The sequence below is a fragment of the Leptospira saintgironsiae genome (assembly GCF_002811765.1).
GTDB lineage: Bacteria > Spirochaetota > Leptospiria > Leptospirales > Leptospiraceae > Leptospira_B > Leptospira_B saintgironsiae.
Genome location: NZ_NPDR01000001.1, coordinates 372,414 through 390,122 on the forward strand (window position 1 = coordinate 372,414; position 17,709 = coordinate 390,122).

The 17,709-nt window shown below is 38.9% G+C and carries 17 protein-coding genes; 7 read left to right on the forward strand and 10 right to left on the reverse strand.

Annotated features, from left to right (window positions below; translation table 11 throughout):
* Positions 1-25: 25 nt before the first annotated feature.
* Positions 26-1,249: a DUF445 domain-containing protein gene (locus tag CH362_RS01740; RefSeq protein WP_100708630.1), complete on the reverse strand. Its 1,224-nt coding sequence runs from the start codon at positions 1,247-1,249 to the stop codon at positions 26-28.
* An 80-nt stretch (positions 1,250-1,329) separates the two neighbouring features.
* Between CH362_RS01740 and CH362_RS01745 the strand changes: the two genes are divergently transcribed.
* Genes CH362_RS01745 through CH362_RS01760 form a run of 4 tightly spaced genes read left to right on the forward strand, consistent with a single transcriptional unit; the run spans position 1,330 to position 4,017 of the window.
* Positions 1,330-1,803 (forward strand): LIC_10042 family TonB-like protein, encoded by a 474-nt coding sequence (locus CH362_RS01745; RefSeq protein WP_100708631.1) that lies wholly within the window; start codon positions 1,330-1,332, stop codon positions 1,801-1,803.
* Complete coding sequence (locus CH362_RS01750) at positions 1,796-2,317, forward strand: UpxY family transcription antiterminator (protein ID WP_208859513.1); 522 nt, start codon at positions 1,796-1,798, stop codon at positions 2,315-2,317. Before CH362_RS01745 ends, CH362_RS01750 begins: the two co-directional genes overlap by 8 nt.
* Positions 2,318-2,319: 2 nt before the next feature.
* Positions 2,320-3,288 carry a KpsF/GutQ family sugar-phosphate isomerase gene (locus CH362_RS01755; protein ID WP_100708633.1) on the forward strand — a complete coding sequence of 323 codons (969 nt, stop codon included), beginning with the start codon at positions 2,320-2,322 and terminating at the stop codon, positions 3,286-3,288.
* A gap of 6 nt (positions 3,289-3,294) precedes the next feature.
* Positions 3,295-4,017, forward strand: coding sequence for a type I 3-dehydroquinate dehydratase (locus CH362_RS01760; RefSeq protein WP_100708634.1), 723 nt, complete (start codon positions 3,295-3,297; stop codon positions 4,015-4,017).
* 4 nt (positions 4,018-4,021) lie between these two features.
* Here the strand turns inward: CH362_RS01760 and CH362_RS01765 are convergent, their stop codons facing one another.
* The 7 genes from CH362_RS01765 to CH362_RS01795 form a co-directional block, all read right to left on the reverse strand.
* Positions 4,022-5,533, reverse strand: coding sequence for a tetratricopeptide repeat protein (locus CH362_RS01765; protein ID WP_100708635.1), 1,512 nt, complete (start codon positions 5,531-5,533; stop codon positions 4,022-4,024).
* A gap of 111 nt (positions 5,534-5,644) precedes the next feature.
* On the reverse strand, positions 5,645-7,258 hold the full coding sequence (locus CH362_RS01770) for a GMC family oxidoreductase (protein WP_100708636.1): 1,614 nt from the start codon (positions 7,256-7,258) through the stop codon (positions 5,645-5,647).
* Between the two features lie 5 nt (positions 7,259-7,263).
* A complete protein-coding gene (locus CH362_RS01775) occupies positions 7,264-7,767 on the reverse strand; it encodes a hypothetical protein (protein WP_100708637.1) in 504 nt (167 codons plus the stop codon).
* Positions 7,768-7,840: 73 nt separating this feature from the next.
* Complete coding sequence (locus tag CH362_RS01780; RefSeq protein ID WP_100708638.1) at positions 7,841-10,369, reverse strand: ribonuclease R family protein; 2,529 nt, start codon at positions 10,367-10,369, stop codon at positions 7,841-7,843.
* A complete protein-coding gene (gene tsaB / locus CH362_RS01785) occupies positions 10,366-11,055 on the reverse strand; it encodes a tRNA (adenosine(37)-N6)-threonylcarbamoyltransferase complex dimerization subunit type 1 TsaB (RefSeq protein WP_100708639.1) in 690 nt (229 codons plus the stop codon). Before tsaB ends, CH362_RS01780 begins: the two co-directional genes overlap by 4 nt.
* Positions 11,052-11,612 carry a tRNA (adenosine(37)-N6)-threonylcarbamoyltransferase complex ATPase subunit type 1 TsaE gene (gene tsaE, locus CH362_RS01790; RefSeq protein ID WP_100708640.1) on the reverse strand — a complete coding sequence of 187 codons (561 nt, stop codon included), beginning with the start codon at positions 11,610-11,612 and terminating at the stop codon, positions 11,052-11,054. The genes tsaB and tsaE overlap by 4 nt, the downstream gene beginning before the upstream one ends.
* An 8-nt stretch (positions 11,613-11,620) precedes the next feature.
* Positions 11,621-12,478, reverse strand: coding sequence for an Hsp33 family molecular chaperone HslO (locus CH362_RS01795; RefSeq protein ID WP_100708641.1), 858 nt, complete (start codon positions 12,476-12,478; stop codon positions 11,621-11,623).
* Between the two features lie 171 nt (positions 12,479-12,649).
* Here CH362_RS01795 and CH362_RS01800 point away from each other — a divergent pair, with 171 nt between their 5' ends.
* The 3 genes from CH362_RS01800 to CH362_RS01810 are packed head-to-tail and all read left to right on the forward strand — an operon-like array spanning position 12,650 to position 16,430.
* Positions 12,650-14,629 (forward strand): beta-galactosidase, encoded by a 1,980-nt coding sequence (locus tag CH362_RS01800; RefSeq protein WP_100708642.1) that lies wholly within the window; start codon positions 12,650-12,652, stop codon positions 14,627-14,629.
* A complete protein-coding gene (locus CH362_RS01805) occupies positions 14,626-15,576 on the forward strand; it encodes an LIC_10030 family protein (protein WP_100708643.1) in 951 nt (316 codons plus the stop codon). Before CH362_RS01800 ends, CH362_RS01805 begins: the two co-directional genes overlap by 4 nt.
* Before the next feature lie 8 nt (positions 15,577-15,584).
* Entirely contained in the window at positions 15,585-16,430 is an 846-nt protein-coding gene (locus CH362_RS01810) for an inositol monophosphatase family protein (RefSeq protein WP_100708644.1), read from the forward strand.
* Positions 16,431-16,477: 47 nt separating this feature from the next.
* Here CH362_RS01810 and CH362_RS01815 read toward each other — a convergent pair whose 3' ends face one another.
* Together CH362_RS01815 and CH362_RS01820 are read right to left on the reverse strand one after the other, a co-directional pair.
* Positions 16,478-16,852: a c-type cytochrome gene (locus CH362_RS01815; RefSeq protein ID WP_100708645.1), complete on the reverse strand. Its 375-nt coding sequence runs from the start codon at positions 16,850-16,852 to the stop codon at positions 16,478-16,480.
* 10 nt (positions 16,853-16,862) lie between these two features.
* The gene (locus CH362_RS01820) at positions 16,863-17,567 is read right to left on the reverse strand and encodes a urate hydroxylase PuuD (RefSeq protein WP_165780216.1); all 705 of its coding nucleotides are present in this window, start codon (positions 17,565-17,567) and stop codon (positions 16,863-16,865) included.
* Between the last annotated feature and the right edge of the window lie 142 nt (positions 17,568-17,709).

Here is a 17,709-nt window from a genome sequence, read left to right on the forward strand (position 1 = left end):
TGTATATTAAAACCGACCGTGTTTCCTATTTTATAAAAACGAGATATGCTTGGATACTCCCAGCAATTCCACCAAGAAATGCTCCTAAGCTAATTAAGATGGCCTCGTCTTCTTTGAAAACAGAATGCAAGAGATGTTCGAATTCTTCAGGAGGTAGTATACTTAAATTTTCAAAGACTAATTTTTCGATCTCTAATCTTTCTTCGATATAGTCCTTCATTTTGTCTGCTGTTTCAGGCACTAGCTCCAAAATAGAATTCGCAATCTTCTCCTTTAGTTCTTCCAGTTTTTTAGAACCTAAGATCAAAGAAGCATATGGAATTTTTTTCTTCAATTTCTCATCCATCAGTTCTTTGGATTTGGAAAGAAGTTCTGTAATGATCAGATCTCCTCCTTTTCCTTTGAAGATTACGCCGATCAAACTTTCAGGATCTAAAATTTTAGAAGCAACTACGGACGCAAATTCTCTGGAAACATCTATCTGTCTTTTTAAGAAAAGACCTTGGTACTTGAAAATTAAAAAGTTCTTTGGCCGCAAGGGAGAGAAGATCATAAGGATCGCAAGCCAGTTGGTGATATAACCTACAAAAATTCCCATGAGCGGCATGGTCCACCATTGGTTCAAATACGCGATGAACAAGACTTGGACACAACCAATCAAAAAACCGAAATAAATCCCAGAACGAACTATAAATCTAAATTCGGGGCCTCCACATCTTCTGAAAATTTCGGAGAGAATATTTGCATTTTCTCCCGAAAGAGATTCTTTGATTAAATCACCAATCCCTAATATACTTTCTAAGTTTTTGCCAAAAGATGTATAGATCTCTTGTATTTTTTTGGGAATGTCTTCTCGAATCTCTTTTTCTAAAATTTGTTTTGCTTCTTCCGGAACCATCTTCCAGATCACAGGGTTGTCCGCGAAAAATATATCTTTAACAATGGAAGAGGATTTTTCTCCGATCCTATCTCGGATCAGATCTGAAATTTGCACCGGATCTATTTTTTTATAAAGATCGTAAGGCCGGATCAATCTCTCCATCATCACATCTGAAATGAGTCCGGCCATTTTTTTAGAATGTCTTGGAATAATTCCCTGCCAACCTAGAATTCCAAAGCCTCTAAACTTAATAGGATAGAAGATCATCTGAACTGCTATATAGTTTGTGATCCAACCTACAAAGGAACAAGTGACCAAAATCGAAATGATCTCGATCGAAGAACCGTGAACAGAATCGAATGATTGCATCGGGCAGAGTTTCATAGGCCCGAAAATTCGATTCAAGAAAAATTCAATGCTTAATATACTTGTAAAATCGTATCAATCCAATGGACTCAAGGGTTTCTTTTTTCATTTCTCTCTCAATTCATGCGGCCCTATTTTTATCTTACTATTTATTCCGAAATCTAAACCCCGAAAATTTTTCCGAACAGATCAAACTAAGTCTTAGCAAAGGACAAATCCCAAGTTTACATTTTTCACTTCCTAAAAGTTTGGGAGAAGGACCAGATGTTTCTTCTAATTCGGGCCTGGCCGGCACTCCAGAAGCAGAGATTGAAAGATTTAAAAATGAGATCCATTTTCCACCGGAAGCATTGGAACAAAGATTAGAATCTGATTGTTCTTGGGAAGTTGTGATAGGACCTAACGGAGCGGCTAAAAAAGTCACCACTATCAAACCTTGCAAATATAAGGTTTTTGAAACTCAGTTTAGAAGATCTATTTCTAGCTGGAAATTTCAATTGCCGGAAGGAAATATAATAATTATTCCAGTATCCTTTCGCATTGAATCAGATGAGTGAATCTTCTAAATCTTGGTATGCAATTTATACCAATTCTAGGGCCGAAAAGAAGTTAGCGTTAGAACTTTCCAAAAAGGGAATAACCCAATACTTGCCGATTATCTCGACCAAAAAACAATGGTCTGACAGGATCAAAACGGTTCTGATCCCTGTTTTTCCTTCTTACGTATTCGTAAAAATTGATATAAGAATAGAAAAACTAAGAGTCCTAGAAACTACAGGGGCAGTAAAATTTGTTTCGATCGGAGAAACTCCTCTCGTAATTGATGAGGAAGATATTGATGCAATCCGCCAACTCGTAACTGAGTATCCGGATATGATTAAGATCGAAAGGGAGAAGATGCTCGCTCCAGGTAAAAAGGTTCTGATCAAAAACGGACCTTTTAAAGATTTAAGAGCAAGAGTGATCCGAAAAGGAAGTAAGTCGTCTATTCTTGTTTCTATTTCCGGAATGGATACTACCGTATCCCTGGAATTGGATTCGGAACTATTAGAAACGGACGAGGAGAATTAGAAGTGGGAAATACATTAGATAAAGTTAAAAAAGCTTTGGATACAGAGATCGAAGCAATCCTTCATTTTAGAGAGAACCTAGATCCAAATGTAGAAAAAGCAGTCGAACTCATATTCCAATCCAAAGGAAAAGTGATCGTAACCGGTGTAGGAAAATCCGGAGACGTAGGTAAAAAAATCGCATCCACTTTGTCTTCTACAGGAACTCCTTCTTATTTTCTTCATCCATCTGATGCTGCCCATGGTGATGCTGGAATTTTAGCACAAGGCGATGTGGTCATCGCGATAGGCAAAAGTGGAGAAAGTGAAGAATTACTCAATCTTCTTCCTACCATAAAAAGTATCGGAGCCAAATTAGTAGGATTAACTGCAAATCCTCAATCTAGATTAGCATTGGACTGCGATATTGTAATCTTAACTCCAGTATTAAAAGAAGCATGTCCTTTAGAACTTGCACCTACCTCAAGTACAACAATTGCATTGATGTTGGGAGATGCGATTGCTATGGCATTGATGGAACTTAGAAATTTCCAAAAAGAAGATTTCGCATTATATCATCCTGCAGGAAGACTCGGAAAAAGATTATCCCTGAAAGTGGACGATGTGATGAGAAAGGGAGACAAACTTGCAAAGGTTGGCTCCGATGCAAGTTTAGAAGAAGTTCTCTCCGAAATCACAAAAAAACTCGTGGGAGCAACAGGAGTTGCTGATCCGAACGGAAAGTTGATCGGATTTGTAACAGATTATGATATTAGAAAATTATTAAATGATGGAAAATTAGATAAATCTATCAAAGCAAAAGATCTAATGAACTCGCAGCCTACCGTATTCGAAAGCGGGATCATGGCTTATGATGTTTTACAAGCCATGGAAAGAAGAGAAAAACCTATCTCTGTAGCTCCCATTGTTTCCAAAGATGGAGCTTTGCTCGGGATCGTTTCTATCCACGATTTATTACAGAAAGGACTCTGATTTTCGATGAGTAACGAATCTCAAAAAATAAGAATCATTCTTACATTGAACGAAGAGGAGTTTTTTGAACTAAAAACTCTTCCTAAGGTCGATTTTTTAGAGATACGTTTGGATCAATTTCGTTCTGACAAAGACACTCCCGAAAAGATCCTACATAAAATAAAAGAGCTAAATGCGTCTTGTGTATTCACATATAGACAACCAGAAGATTCCAGCCTGAAAAGTTTAGGTGTCTGGAATATAGAGAATATTGCCCCTTTACTCTCCGGATTAGAATCAGGAAAACATTATATAGATCTGGAATTGGATAAGGATAATCCTGTATTTAATGGAATCGATGAGGATCGTTTCGGGATCATCCGATCTGTTCATAGTTTTTCTGGAATTCCTGATTACGAAGAATTACTCTTCTTCTTAAGACCTGTCACTGAAGAAGTTTTAGCAACTGTTAAGTCAGGACTTCCTTTCCAAAGGATTTTTAAAATAGCAGCACTTCCGAAAAACGATCAGGAATCTCAAGAATTCCAAGAGTCTGCTATTAAACTTTCTAAACTATGTGCTAAACAAAATATTCCAATCGGTTTCTGTGGTATATTAATGGGAGAATCCGGAAAAGAATTCAGGATCTTTCCTGAAAAGATAGGATCTCAATTCACTTATTGTTGTTTGGGAGAGCCAAAGGCTCCCGGCCAAGTGGATTTGGAAACGCTTCTATCTAAAAGAAAATAGAGAATTAGTCCCTGTCTTGGGAATCGTCCTCTTCCTTATCATCTTCCGATTTTTTATGATCTCTTGTTCCAGCACGAGTTTCTAAGAATGTTTTGAAATTCTCGTCGGATCTAAACTTTTTGAAAGCCTTATCTTTTTCTGCAGAAACCCAATAGGAAGATTTAATACTTCCAGATTTTTTAATATAGGACATCGTCCTTTCTTGGTCATTCTTCTCAGAATAACATTTTGCTAAAAGGTAATAAGCCCCGGCCGAATCTTCTACCTTTTCTAAATGAGTGATCGCTTTGTCTACGGAACCAGTGTATAGATAAGTTTTACCTAAATAGAAATTATATTCTCTGATCTCTTCTTCGTCCGGTTGGACAGCATGGAAATATTTAAGAGCTTTTTCGTAGTTGCCGTTGTTTGTATAATATCTGGCGAGTTTTAAGATACCGTCGTAATATACGTCCGGAAGTTCTTTCAGTTCTGGATTTTCTTTTTCGATAGCCGAACCGATTTCTTTTAGAAGATCATAACCTTCTTCTTTTTTACCGATCTGTATCTTGCAGAGGCCGATATACATTCGGATCTCTCTAGTCTTTTCTCCGTATTCGAGAGCTTTTTCTGCGGTTTTGATCGCGTTATCACAATCCTTTTGTTGCCATTTAATTTTGGTCAGACCGATCAAAGGAAGGACTGTATGTTTATTAGCATGAGCCTTTCTATAATACTTAGATGCCTCTTCGAAGTTTTTCTTTTTATGATAAGCGGCCGCTTGAGTAAGATGTGTATAATAAAGTAATTTTTCTCTTTCAGAAGGGATCTTAGGTTCTATACGATTCAGAACAATAAGTGCGTCGTCGTAATTTCCGACTCGCACAAGCAAAGCCCCGTACTTATAACCATACTCCACATTCTCCGGTTCACTTTTGACTAATCCGGAAAGAATAGATTCAGATTTAGCAAATTCTTTTTCATTATAATAAGCTAATGCAAGTCTCCAAAGGATCTCTTTGTTATTAGGATCTTGTTTTAACTTTTTTTCGAGACTGGAAACACTTTCCTGTTCTGGTTCTTCTTCATGATAAACAGGTTTGCGAGGTCCACCGGAAGAATATCTCTCTTCTGCGGCAGCTCTAATCTTTTGGATATGAGAAAGGTCCGGATCGATCTTTAATAATCGATTGGAATATGAGATCACTTCTCCGTAATCTCTCTGATAATTATGATAGAGGATAATCTTTGTAAGAGAATTGACTAAATCTTTTTTAGGAAGATTTAAACTGACTGCTTTTTTGAATGCTTGGATGGACTTATTATAATCTTTTTTGCTCTCATAGATATAACCCATGTACATCCAGGCCTCGCCTGAAGAAGGGTTTCCATCGTTATATTTTTGGAATTGTTTGAGAGCCTCTGTGTAGTCTTTTCTGGAATAAGCTTTTTTACCTTCTTTCATATCTGCGAAGACAGAATTGGAAAAGAAGAATATGCTAAAGCAAATCAGTAGAGAAAAGAACGGCTTACTCATACTAGTAAGACCGATATTTTCCCTCCGAATACTACAAAAGAAGGAAGGCATTTATCCAATTTTGGAAGAGAACGCCACGAATAAAGTGGAATTCTCGCCTTCTCAAAGGAATTATTTATTTCCTAAAACCTCTGCCTTTCTTTGAGCCAAGGCTCTTGCAGCTCTAAGATTCACGCTCATGGTCGTTATTTGAGGATTTACTGATAATCCTGTAGGATATACAGAAGCATCCATTACGAAAATATTCTTATGGCCATAGAGTTGGAAATCCATATCTACTGCACCTAAGTCGGCTGATTTAGATGCTTGGATAGAACCATGAGGGTGAGCAGATCCGATCGCAATCTTTCCTGGTTCGATACTCTTATCCAAGATCCAATCAAACTTAGAATTTTTATCCACAGGAATTGGATCAAGGACATCCGGGAATGGGAATATGATCGCCTTTGCACCAGCAGCAACTTGCACTTCTGCGAGAGCTTTCAAACCCTTGAGTAAATTTTTACCGTCGGTAGGAGTGATCTCGAAATAGACTTTTCTTCTTCCCAAGGACCATTTTACAGAAGCGTTTGCTTCGCCGTCTGCTCCATCACGAACAAGCACAATACCTGCGCTCATGTTCGGATACTTCTTCATGGCATCGAATTGTCTCTGCCCATAAAAAGGAATCAGTGAACTTGCTAACGTAGGACGGAAAGGTGCCACCTCTAACCAATATCCGTAACCAGTATTGTCTTGGTTATGACCGTCTTTAATCACTGCGGATTGAGGGGGTCCAGAGAACATATTGATCGTCTCGTCAAAGATCGCAAAATTCGTGCTTGTAGGATGAACTTTTAAATTTCTTCCCACCCAATCGTTTCCTAATCCGGATCTTTGCAGTAATGCAGGACCTTCGATAGCACCAGCGCTCACAATCACCACTGGTGCTTCGATCACTACTTTTTCCAAAACATTGTTTGGAGCCTTTTCATAAGGATCAGGAGTGAATTCTGCAACTACAGTTTTGATATCTCCGTCTTGGATGTATTGTGCTCTCATATTTGAGATTACAGTTGCACCTGCTTCGATCGCATCAGGAATCCAAGTTAAGAATGCAGATTGTTTTGCATTAATAGGACAGCCCAAACCGCATCGGCCGAGACCAATACAGCCTCTATTATTATTTTTTAATACTTCTGGATGTAAACCTAACGCTTTTCCACCCTTCATCAAGGTATTGTTGTTTGCATTGATCAAATTCGGAGGAACTTCATGGACACCGATTCTTTCGTGGACTTCTGCAATATAAGCGTCCATTTCTTGTCTTCCGTAACCTTTCCAACCGAAGCGGGAATCCCATTCGTTGGTCACGTAATCAGGAGGATAAAGAGAAGTTTGCCAGTTTACAGTGGTAGAACCTCCTACAGTTCTTCCTTGTAAGATAGAAAGAGTTTGCTCTTCTGCGATGATAAATCCCGCATCTCTATATAATCTTGCTTGGGAAAGAAACTCATCACCGGTGAATTTTGCAGGAGTGAAATACCCGCCTTCTTCGATCAGAACCACTTTCCATCCTGCTTTTGCAAGAGTGGCAGCGACTACTGCTCCTCCCGCGCCGGAACCTATGATGACAGCTTCTGCTTGTAATTTCCAAACTCCGTCTTTGATCCCATGCTCTTTGATCAAAGCTTCATGTTTTTCCGGAGTGATAATCTTATAATTTGCCTCAGGAATCGCTCCCATAGTTCTTAACCTTTATATCCCACTAGTTCGTTATAATCTCTTTCCATAGAAACTAAGAAGAAGGACAGCTGGCGCATGATATTATAAGCGCCCCTTTTCAAAGATAAGGAAGAGTTTTTCCAGGAAAGAAGTCGTTTCTCTCTATCTTCTTTGGAAAGCCCGACCATAGAGGTGAAAGAAAAATCCAAAGCAAGAGAAACAAGAGAAGATCCGGGCAAGAATGCCAATAATTTCAATACGGATTCTGTATCGATAGGATAAGGATGACCGTAGATATACTTATCTGCAGCCACTCCCAAGTCGAATCCTTGGATTGGATTTCCTACCAGGAAAACTTCTTCCAAAGATTTGAAAGCGAGATATTCAGAATCACTCAGTCCATGCAATTTAGGAATAGATCCAGGTTTGCAGGAAGCTTGAGGAACTAGGATAGCCGAGATGGCTGCCGTTTTGAACAAAAACTTTAGAAAGCGACTACGAGAAACTTTCTCATCCAGAAACGATTCCAATTCTAACTCCTAAACTTTGTTCGAAATAACAAAGTTTGCCGTAACGAATGTTCTGGAATATGTTCGACTTTGTCTATCCTTTCTTTTGGAATTTTTTCATCTTCACATAAATTTTAATTTCTTCAAAATCAATTCTATCCAATTCAACAAGGAAGGTTTCACCTAATGAATATTGTTTGGTATATTTTTTAGAATAGAATGTGAAGTCTGTCTCTGCTTGTAACTCACCTTCGTCAGTAAATTCTATCGCAGGGATGATTGCTTCGACTGGTGGATTATTCAATTCCACAAATGCAACTGCTGCTTTAAACCCTACAAGAGTTGCAGTAAATTCTTTGATGCCTGTTTTTTCTAAGAACCTACAAGCTTTGAGTTTATAATAATCCCTTTCCGAATCAGTAGCCTTTCTTTCCTCGTGAGAAGTATGAAGCCCCATTATTTTGATATCTTCCTCAGAATAAGGCTCTTCTTCAGAGAGTAGAATACTCTCTAAAACCCTATGGCAAACCAAGTCAGGATAACGGCGGATTGGAGAAGTGAAATGACAATAGTCTTTGAAACCTAAACCCCAATGCCCCAGATATTCCCCTGAATAGTAAGCCTGCATAAAACTTCTTAAAAGAGAAATATTGAACAGTCGCTCTGAAGGGCTTCCTTCAATCACTTGCAAGACATGTCGAATGGATTCGTAGTTTGTATCATGAAGCTGAGCATTGACTCCATTCAAATTTAGGAATGAATTTAACATCTCCAGTTTTTCTACATCCATCGGTTCATGGACACGATATAGAGTGGGTCTTTCTTTTTTGCGAATATACTCTGCAACTTTGATGTTTGCAGATAGCATGAATTCTTCGATCAAGATATGCGCCTGCAGTCTATCCACAGGTCTGATCTCTACTACATTATGTTCTGAGTCAGTTACAACCTTATTCTCTTTCAGATTTAGGTCTACTCTTCCAGAGTTCAGCCTTCTCTTTCTAAGAATGTCAGCAAATTTCATCATTTGGAAGATCCAATTTTTAGGATCTCCAGATTTGATCTCTTCTTCTGCTCGATTATAAGTGTATCTTTCTTCTACTTTGATTATGGACTTATAAAACTTAGCATGGAAGATTGTTCCACTCCAGTCCGCTTCCATCTCGACTGTGAATGCCAATCGATTCTTCTTAGCCACAAGACTACATAGATTTTCAGAAAGTTCAGGAGGAAGCATAGGAACAACTCTACTTCCCAAATATACGGAAGTGGCTCTCGCATACGCTTCTATATCTAGATCAGAACCAGGTTGAACATAATGAGAAACATCTGCGATATGAACGTAAAATCTGATCTTCTTGCCTTCGTCTATAAAGGAGATCGCGTCGTCAAAGTCCTTGGAATATTCTCCATCTATTGTGATGGATTTAAGTTCTCTTAAGTCAACTCTGGAGCTCCAATTATCCACTGTGGATTCGTCCACTTCATCAGGAAGTTCTTCCAATTTTACTTCTTCAGGATAGAGGATAGTATAATTGTACTTCATAAGCATTCTCATCAGATCCGTGTCTTCTTTGGTATCCGATTCAAAACGAACAAAGTGGGCTTCGTATAGATTTTTTTCGTGATCAGAATCTTGCTTTAATGTTACGATCAAAACATCTCCTATATTGATCTCATCTTGCAGATCTTGGAGTAATGTTTTGCGGGGAAGGAAACCTTCTTTCAGATCTCCGTCCATATCTAAGAAGGTCCCGATTATAAATTTATAATCCTTCTCAGTGACCTTCATTCTATAAAGTTCACGACCTCTGCGGAGAACCGAGACAACTTCCCCTTCTAATTTTCCTTTGCGGCCAATACCTGTAGGAAGAATTTCCACAAGGTCACCTTGTATCGCAGAAGAAGTATACTGGCCCGGAACAAATACCTCAGTGCCAGTAGTCAGCTTTACAAAGCCATCTCCTTTTTTACTTAAAGAGATTGTTCCACTTAAGGTTTGGTTGGGGCGAACTATAATATTCTTTTTTTGGATCTCAATCAGGCCTTCTTTTTCGAAAAATACTAAAACTTCTTCAGCGGAACGTTTTTGTTCCTGAGCTTCCCATTTTTCTCTTCTAAAACCTTTTTTCTGTCCTGCATGAGCAACGAACTTAGAGTAAATCTCTTGCATAGAGAGAACCTTTCCGGCGTTAGAACGGAAAAATTTTAGAAGTTTTCTACCAGGTTCATTCTCTCTTTCCCAATCATGACTTCCTGATTTTCTATCGTAAAACTTGGGCTTTGATGCAGGAACATGAGATTCCTGTTTTGATTCTTTCTTAAACTTAGGAGCCTTAAATTCTTTTTCTTTTTTAGGCGGAGAAGGGACCGAAGGTGGCGCTTGCGTTTTTACTTTTTTTTCTACAGGAAAAACTTCGAAGTTAGAAGAGCGAGAAGACTTATGGTCTTTTTTCTTTTTAGCGACCTTCTCCTTTGCTTCTCTGATCTTTTTTCTTAATTCATTTTCTTCTGAGTCTTTTGAAACAGATCTCTTAGATCCTTTGTTGTTTTCACTATTATCTACGGTTTTTGTTTTTTTCTTTGTTTGTATTTGTTTAACTATTTTCTTTTTTTGTGTCATGTATAATATACCTTAGGCTTATCATCAGCATAAGTTCCTCTCAGATAGTTCGGAACCAATTGTAAATACGAATGATCTTCTGGCTTAGATAACGCCTTTTTGATCTCACTGGACTTTTCCAATATACTTGCTTCCGGCGAAGGAAGATTTTCTTTCATATTTGTTCCCGCAAAAAATTCGGGAGAGTCGCTGAACTTAATTCCGGTAAGATAAGAGCCTATCCTATCCTCCGGGATGGTTTCCGGAATCAAATCCGGAGCAATGTCTATAGTTCCCCAGTAACCTCTGGAGTCCCTTAGACCGAAATATACTTTTCCTTGTTTCGCTTCTATTCCTACACAAACGGGAGATTCTGATTCCGCATAATATTGGCAGGAGTACAATTCTAAACTATCAATTCCCAAAACCGGAATATTCCAGATCTGCGAAAAATTACGAGCAGTTGCCACTGAGATCCTGATCCCAGTAAAGGATCCTGGGCCAGTAGCAGTTACTATTATATCAGGTTTTTCCCAATTAGAAACCTTCAAACAATTGGAAATTTCCTTAATGAGTAATAGGGAAGATTCTCTATTATGCAATTCTTTGTGCTCGGAAAGTTTTTCTAGTTTGCCATCTTCCGTTTTAAGATAACAGCCCACTAAGATCCAAGAGTTGGTAGCATCGAAGAATAATATTTTTGTCATAGTGCTTTCTCAGACTTCAGGAAGGACGTAATCTGCTGATCAGAACTGCTCCATTCTTCTCCCAAAAACTCAATCTGCAAATTTCTAATGTCTTCGTCTGCTTCTTCCAAATCGATTTTGATTCGGAATTTTCTGTCTTTAAATTCAGGTTCTGCTTTTTCCCACCATTCTATCAGTGAAATCCCTCTGCCGTTCCAATATTCTTCAAACCCAAGATCTGGAATTTCTTCGGAAGAACCGATCCGATAAAGATCAAAATGAAAAATCTCTAATGGATCTCCCAATTGGTTTTGGATCTCTTGAAACGGATACTCATTCATAAAAGTGTAAGTAGGAGAATTTACAAAGAGTTTGGACTTATCCAATCCAGGTTTCAATTCATCCAGTAGAGCTTTTACAAGTTTAGAAACGAAAGTGGTTTTGCCTGAACCCATTTTTCCGGAAAGAAGAACTAAGGGAAATTTTCCTTCTTTCCAGACAGCCGCAAGGATTCCTGCAAGTTTCGAGACAGGTAGATCGATAGAATCTAAGGTAAGATTTTCAAACCGTCCTAACATTCTATTACTTAAAATAACTCTAAGACCTCTGCCTTTGGAAATCTATAGATGGAATTACAAAATTCGCAAGTGACTTCGATCTGTCCTTGCTCTTCTGCGATATCCATTGCTTCTTCTTTTCCTAAATTTTGGATCAGTTCTTTGATCTTCTCTTCAGAACAATCACATCTATATTCAGGTCTTCCTGTTGCCAAGATCTCGAATTTTGTATTCCAAGAAGATTGCAAAATTTCTAATGCTTGAGAAACAGTTCCTTCGTAAACTTTGGATTTTTCTTCTTCTAATTTTCCGGCTAATTCTCTAACTGCATCTATATGCTCCGGTCTTGCTTCCGGCAATGCTTGTAAGAATAAACCTTTGATCCTCCAATGCAAACCTTCTAATTTAATATAAGCCACTAAAAAGGAAGGAACCTGCTCAGAGTCTCTCAAATAGTTTTCAATATTTGATTCGAAACTTTGGTTTCTAAAAGGAACAATGGATTGATAAATACATTCTCCGTCTTTCCAACGGAATACTTTTAAAATTCCTAAATTTTCCTCTGAGATCTGTCCTGATTCTATATCTTCTTCGGGACGATGTCTTAGAGTTGCCTTTAGTTTTCCATCACGAGTGCTATAAGCTAAAACTGAATGAATCTCAGTGTCATCATAAAAGCGGATTTGAACACTTACCTTTGTGTCATCTTTTACTAGATCCGCTAAGAAGAAGGCGGCAAGCATCGTCCTTGCCAGAAGCTCCGTACCTGCATCATCGAAACCGTGTAAGTTAGACGCTGCGGTTACTGCGTAGGAAATTTCGGCTGAGGAAAAACGAAAGTGAACGTCGGGAAGAATCCCATACTGGTATATGTCGTGATTTTCCATGCAATGTTTGGATTCCCGACCTTGTAGGACGAGGTTCTATCTATTCTCCCTGAATCGTATCGAAAAGACAGTATTTTTTCCGAATTTCGATGGGATTTACCGGTTTTCTTTCTGGAAAGATCTTCCCTCAAGAGAAACATCGTCTCTACCTTTTTAACATGCGAGGACCGAATGATTTTCGGAGCTGATTATTATCCTGAACAATGGACTCCCAAAGATTGGGAAGAAGATATTCGGATCATGAAAGACATGGGATTGACCAGAGTCCGTCTCGCAGAATTTTCTTGGGCCTTAGTTGAACCTAAAGAAGGCAAATTTGATTTTTCTTTTTGGAAGAAGATGTTGGATCTCTTTCATAAACATAAAATGGATGTGATCCTAGGAACTCCAACAGCCACATTTCCTCCATGGCTTGCTAAAAAATATCCTGACGTTCTTCAAGTGAGAGATGGGGTTTTAAGAAATATAGGAACAAGAAGACAGGCATGTTTTTCTTCTCCAAATTATAGGAAAGCAGTAGTTCGGGTTGTTACTAAGATGGCCCAAACATTAGGAGATCATCCTGCTGTAATCGGTTGGCAAATAGATAATGAGATCGGTCATGAAGGATCAGATATTGATCATTCGGAAACTTCTCTCAAAACATTTCGTCTTTGGCTGAAATCTAAATACAAAACGATCCAAAATCTAAATGATACTTGGGGAAATATTTTCTGGGGAGTGATCTTCAATGATTGGAATGAGATCCCACTACCAGGGCCTCATGTGAGTGCAGGATTTAATCCTTCTATGATCCAAGACTTTTACAGATTTCATTCGGATACGATTGCGGATTTCGTAAAATTACAATCTGATATTGTGAGAAAATTTTCTCCCAATAGAAAACTTACTACGAACTTATATCCGAGTCCTTTTCTCCCTGTGATAGATATGAGCGAATTATTCACTCACTTAGATTACGTTTCTTGGGATAATTATCCTACTTGGGGAGACCAAGAAGAACCTTTCCCTCATCCATTTATCTCTGCAATGCATCAATACAATCGAGGATTAAAGGATCTTCCTTTTACTGTGATGGAACAAATTTCAGGATTCCAAGGACATGATACTTTAGGTTATCTTCCTGCTCCAGGTCAGATCCAACTTTGGATGAAACAAGCGATCATCCAAGGTGCAGAACAAATTGTATTTTTCAGATATAGAACTGCAAGATTCGGACAAGAACAACTTTGTTATGGAATTCTAGATCACGACAAATCGCTTACTGATAGATACTTAGAATTGCAAAAAGGGATCTCCGAAATTTTGCCTGAAGCCAAGGATTTTGCTTCTGAACATTTTCCTGCAGATGTTGCTGTTCTTCATGATATAGAGAATGCAAGGAATTTCAAACACCAACCAATCTCTTCCGGTTTAAAACATAGTCCTGTGCCATTCGCGCAAGTTGGTTATGATATTGAGATGGCCACTTGGTTTGCAGGTTTGAATATTCTAAACGTAAACACTCATTTCCTACCGATCTCAAAGACTGACTTCTCCAAATATAAAGTATTGGTCCTTCCCCTTTATGCAATGGTAGATGATTCTATTGTTAAAAAAATAGAGCAATTCGTTAGAGAAGGAGGTGTTTTAGTTTTAGGGTACAGATCAGGGTTGAAGGACAAAAACTCTTGGATGTTGGATTCACAGGTGCCTGGCCCATTCTCCGAAATGGCTGGGGTCAAAGTGAGAAAGTTTGAAGCAGTTGGAAATCGAAACGTTAAGTTCCAATTCAGGGTATTACCAGGGACCTGCTCTAAAATTTGTGAGATCTTAGAACCTAGTACTGCCAAAGTTTGGGCAAGATATTCTGATAATAAGAAATTTTATAAAGGAAAACCTGTCATAACTTGTAATCGATTTGGAAAAGGATCTGTCGTATACGTTGGAGCGAGTCTGAGTCCGATCTCGTTTATGCTATTATATAGAAGAATCTTAAAAATGGCAGGCATACCTTTTACTTTTTACGGCCCAACAGTTGAGCGCAGTTTTAGAAAAGGAAAGTCCAAAGACTACGAAATTTTTATCAATCATTCCGGTAAGAAGGCTCTTGCCGGTTTCAAGCTACTCAAACCATACGAGGTGAGGATCCTGCCTAAAACGAAAAAATGAAGCTGAATGAAGTTAAAGAATTAAACAAACTCTTACAGAATCATTCGAATGGAAGAAACAAGGAAAATTCCGTTTATGTGGATAACCTTCATACTTCATTCGTTGAGTTCGAAGAAAAGTTTATTCTACCTTCTACTTCTGTTTTCGAAATAGAGTTTAACGCTGCAGAAAATTTTTTAAAATCTATTCTGCAATACGCTCCTGAGTTAGTTGCAGATTCTTTTGTTCTTCCCGAACCCAGGCCTAAAAGAGATATTGATCGTTTATTTCTGATCAAACCGTTTTATACCGAAGGAGAAATGTTCAGAGAAAATTCTCCAGAAGTATGGAGAGAAAAACTTCCCCCATTTGCTATCATTACTAGTTTTCATGTAATGCATCTGGGTGGAGCACCCAAGGAAGATATTTACGCGCAAGCTTCTCAGGGAAAAACTATGTCCGTTTATACAAACAGAGCTTACTTTTCTTCTCGGGTAATTCCTTTGGATTCTCTTACAGTCTTAGAAGATGCGGTGATAGACTTCACTGCTAAAAAGTACCAAGAGTCAGACTTCATGGTCCAGATCTCCACAGATACGTTCGAAGGAGTTAGGCATACATATTCCGAAATTTTTGACGAAGTGGATTATTCTAAGCAAGTAAGCTTTATCCATGAGTCTCTCGGGATCACTCCTGCAGATTGGACTCTTGGAAAAATTTTCGCTCCTTTAGCGGTGGAATACCTTACATTGACCGCCAGATTTCTGGATCCTTCTTTAGATAGGATCGCAAAGGATTTTAATTCATTTCACCAAGTTGTTGATCTTTTGTTAAGACCAGGCAGCATGACCTTAGAAGAATCTGCCCGAAATTCATTCTTCTCATGGCTCCGATCTCATAAGTCGGAGAGGATCATTTCCCCTTCAGGAAACATGACCTGGAAAATTTTGAGGGCAGAAAGGACATAAGCCCGAACATGGAATCCTTAGCACCTCCCATAGATTTCCCTCTTGAAGAAGTGAAGAAGAGAGTGAAATCAGTCCAATCCGTATCCGGGCTTATACTGGAATCCGCTCGTAAACTCCAAAAAGAGATCCGTGTATTCGGGATCGTAAGCGACTCCGAAGAGAAAGAACGTATTCATAAAGCCGACGAATTGATGGGAAAATTCCTGATCGATTTTATCCGACAAAACTTTCCAAACGACTCAATCATCTCAGAAGATTATTTCAAACATGACGGAAGCAATTCTTTCCGTTGGGTTCTGGACCCGATTGATGGATCCATGAACTTTGTAAGAGGGATCCCTCTTTATTGTGTGTCTGTCGGTTTAGAACATAGAGAAACTCCAGTCGCTGGTGTCGTATTCGCACCTGAGCTGGACACACGTTACTCTGCAATCTTAAGCCAGGGTGCATTCAAGAACGGACTCAGAATTGATGTCTCTAATACAGATGCACTTGCAAGATCTCTTTTGGTATCCAGCTTTCCTACAAACAGAAAGGAAATTTTGAATGAGGTCATTTCCGACATCACTGCATTTATCAGTTGCGGTAGATCCATGAGAAGGACTGGATCTTTTGTTTTAGATACTTGTTGGGTGGCAGAAGGTGTGCTCGACGGAATCTGGGAGAAGGGCGTAAAACTTTGGGATACAGTAGCAAGCTCGGTGATCTTAACAGAAGCTGGCGGCAAACTCACTGACTTTCAAGGGAAACACTTCTTATCCGGTCAGGCAGAAGTAGTAGCTTCTAATGGAAGGATCCATAAGCAGATCATCGACATTCTTAGAAATGTTCGACTCTCTATCGGACGAAATTAAGTAGAAAGGAACGGCGAGTAGAAACCTTCTCGCCGAAGCTAAACTTCTTACTGTTTCAAAAACTCTTCTAAAGATTTTATCTGAGCTTCAGTAAAATTAAATCGGGTCATTGCAGTACTCTGGCGCTTAGGAACGTATCCTGGAGGATATTCTCCTCTCATTCTAGCTTCCAATAATTCATAAGAAGAATTTGCCACAGACGGCCCAACAGCCCCATCCAGTTTTGGATTTGCATTATGACAAGCCAAACAGTTTGCCATGTACAATCCTCTACCAGCTTCTGCTTCCGGAGAAAGCGGTTTAGATTCTTTACAGAAAGAGAATACCGCCGCAAAAAATACTAAGAGTAGAAAGCTAAAAAAAGAAAGGCGGTGATTACCGCCCTTCTCGCTTCCACTCCGATTGATTTGGAATGGATTCATTCAATATTCCTTAAGCAGTTAAAAGAACTTCCATCAGAACATAAGTAACTAAAGCAAAGATCACTCCGCTTGTAATTACAGCTTTTACGGTTTTGATCGGTTTAACAGTAGGACCGTTTTGGTCTGCTGTTAAAGCATTCACTTCGAAAATCACGATCAAAAGTACGATAATTCCGAGGAAAACTCTCAACTTCTCTGGGCTATAGTTAATAGGAAGGTTACGAGCCGCTCCCATCGCAAATAGCATTGGAATAGAGAAGAAAGTGTTAGTTCTAGAAGCCACGAAAGCGCGGTTTGCATTGGGAGCAGGATCCACAGTGGTCTCTCCTTTAGCTTTCGCTATCACAACTTTCTGATTCGGCCAGATAACGAACCAAACGTTCGCCCACATTACCGTTCCAAAAAGTGCACCTACTAGAATTACTACGACCCATTGGGAATTATGCGGAATGCCTTGCGCTCCGAGTGCGATAGCGATCATCGCAATACCGGACAAGAAGGTAAACATTGCGCCCCAACGGAACCACCATAATGCGCGTGGAACTAATTTCTGAGTTGCGTTCTTTTTTGTATCCGCATCGGTTTCGTTGAAGAAAGGACCTTGTACAAAGTTAAAGTAATACAACATTCCAATCCAGGTTACCCCAGCTAAAAAGTGAATGTACTTAACTAAGTAATAAAGCCCGTTCGTGGTGGTAAACAGGGTTAATTCCATGATTCCTCCGAACACAGTTCTAAAAATATTATTCGGTCGTTAACCGAATCCGATTAGGATTATTTGTGAAAGAGGTCCAGTCAAGCAGTTTTGGAAAGTTTCTAAATTGGTTTTACGAACTTCAAGTTTACTTGAAGTTTTG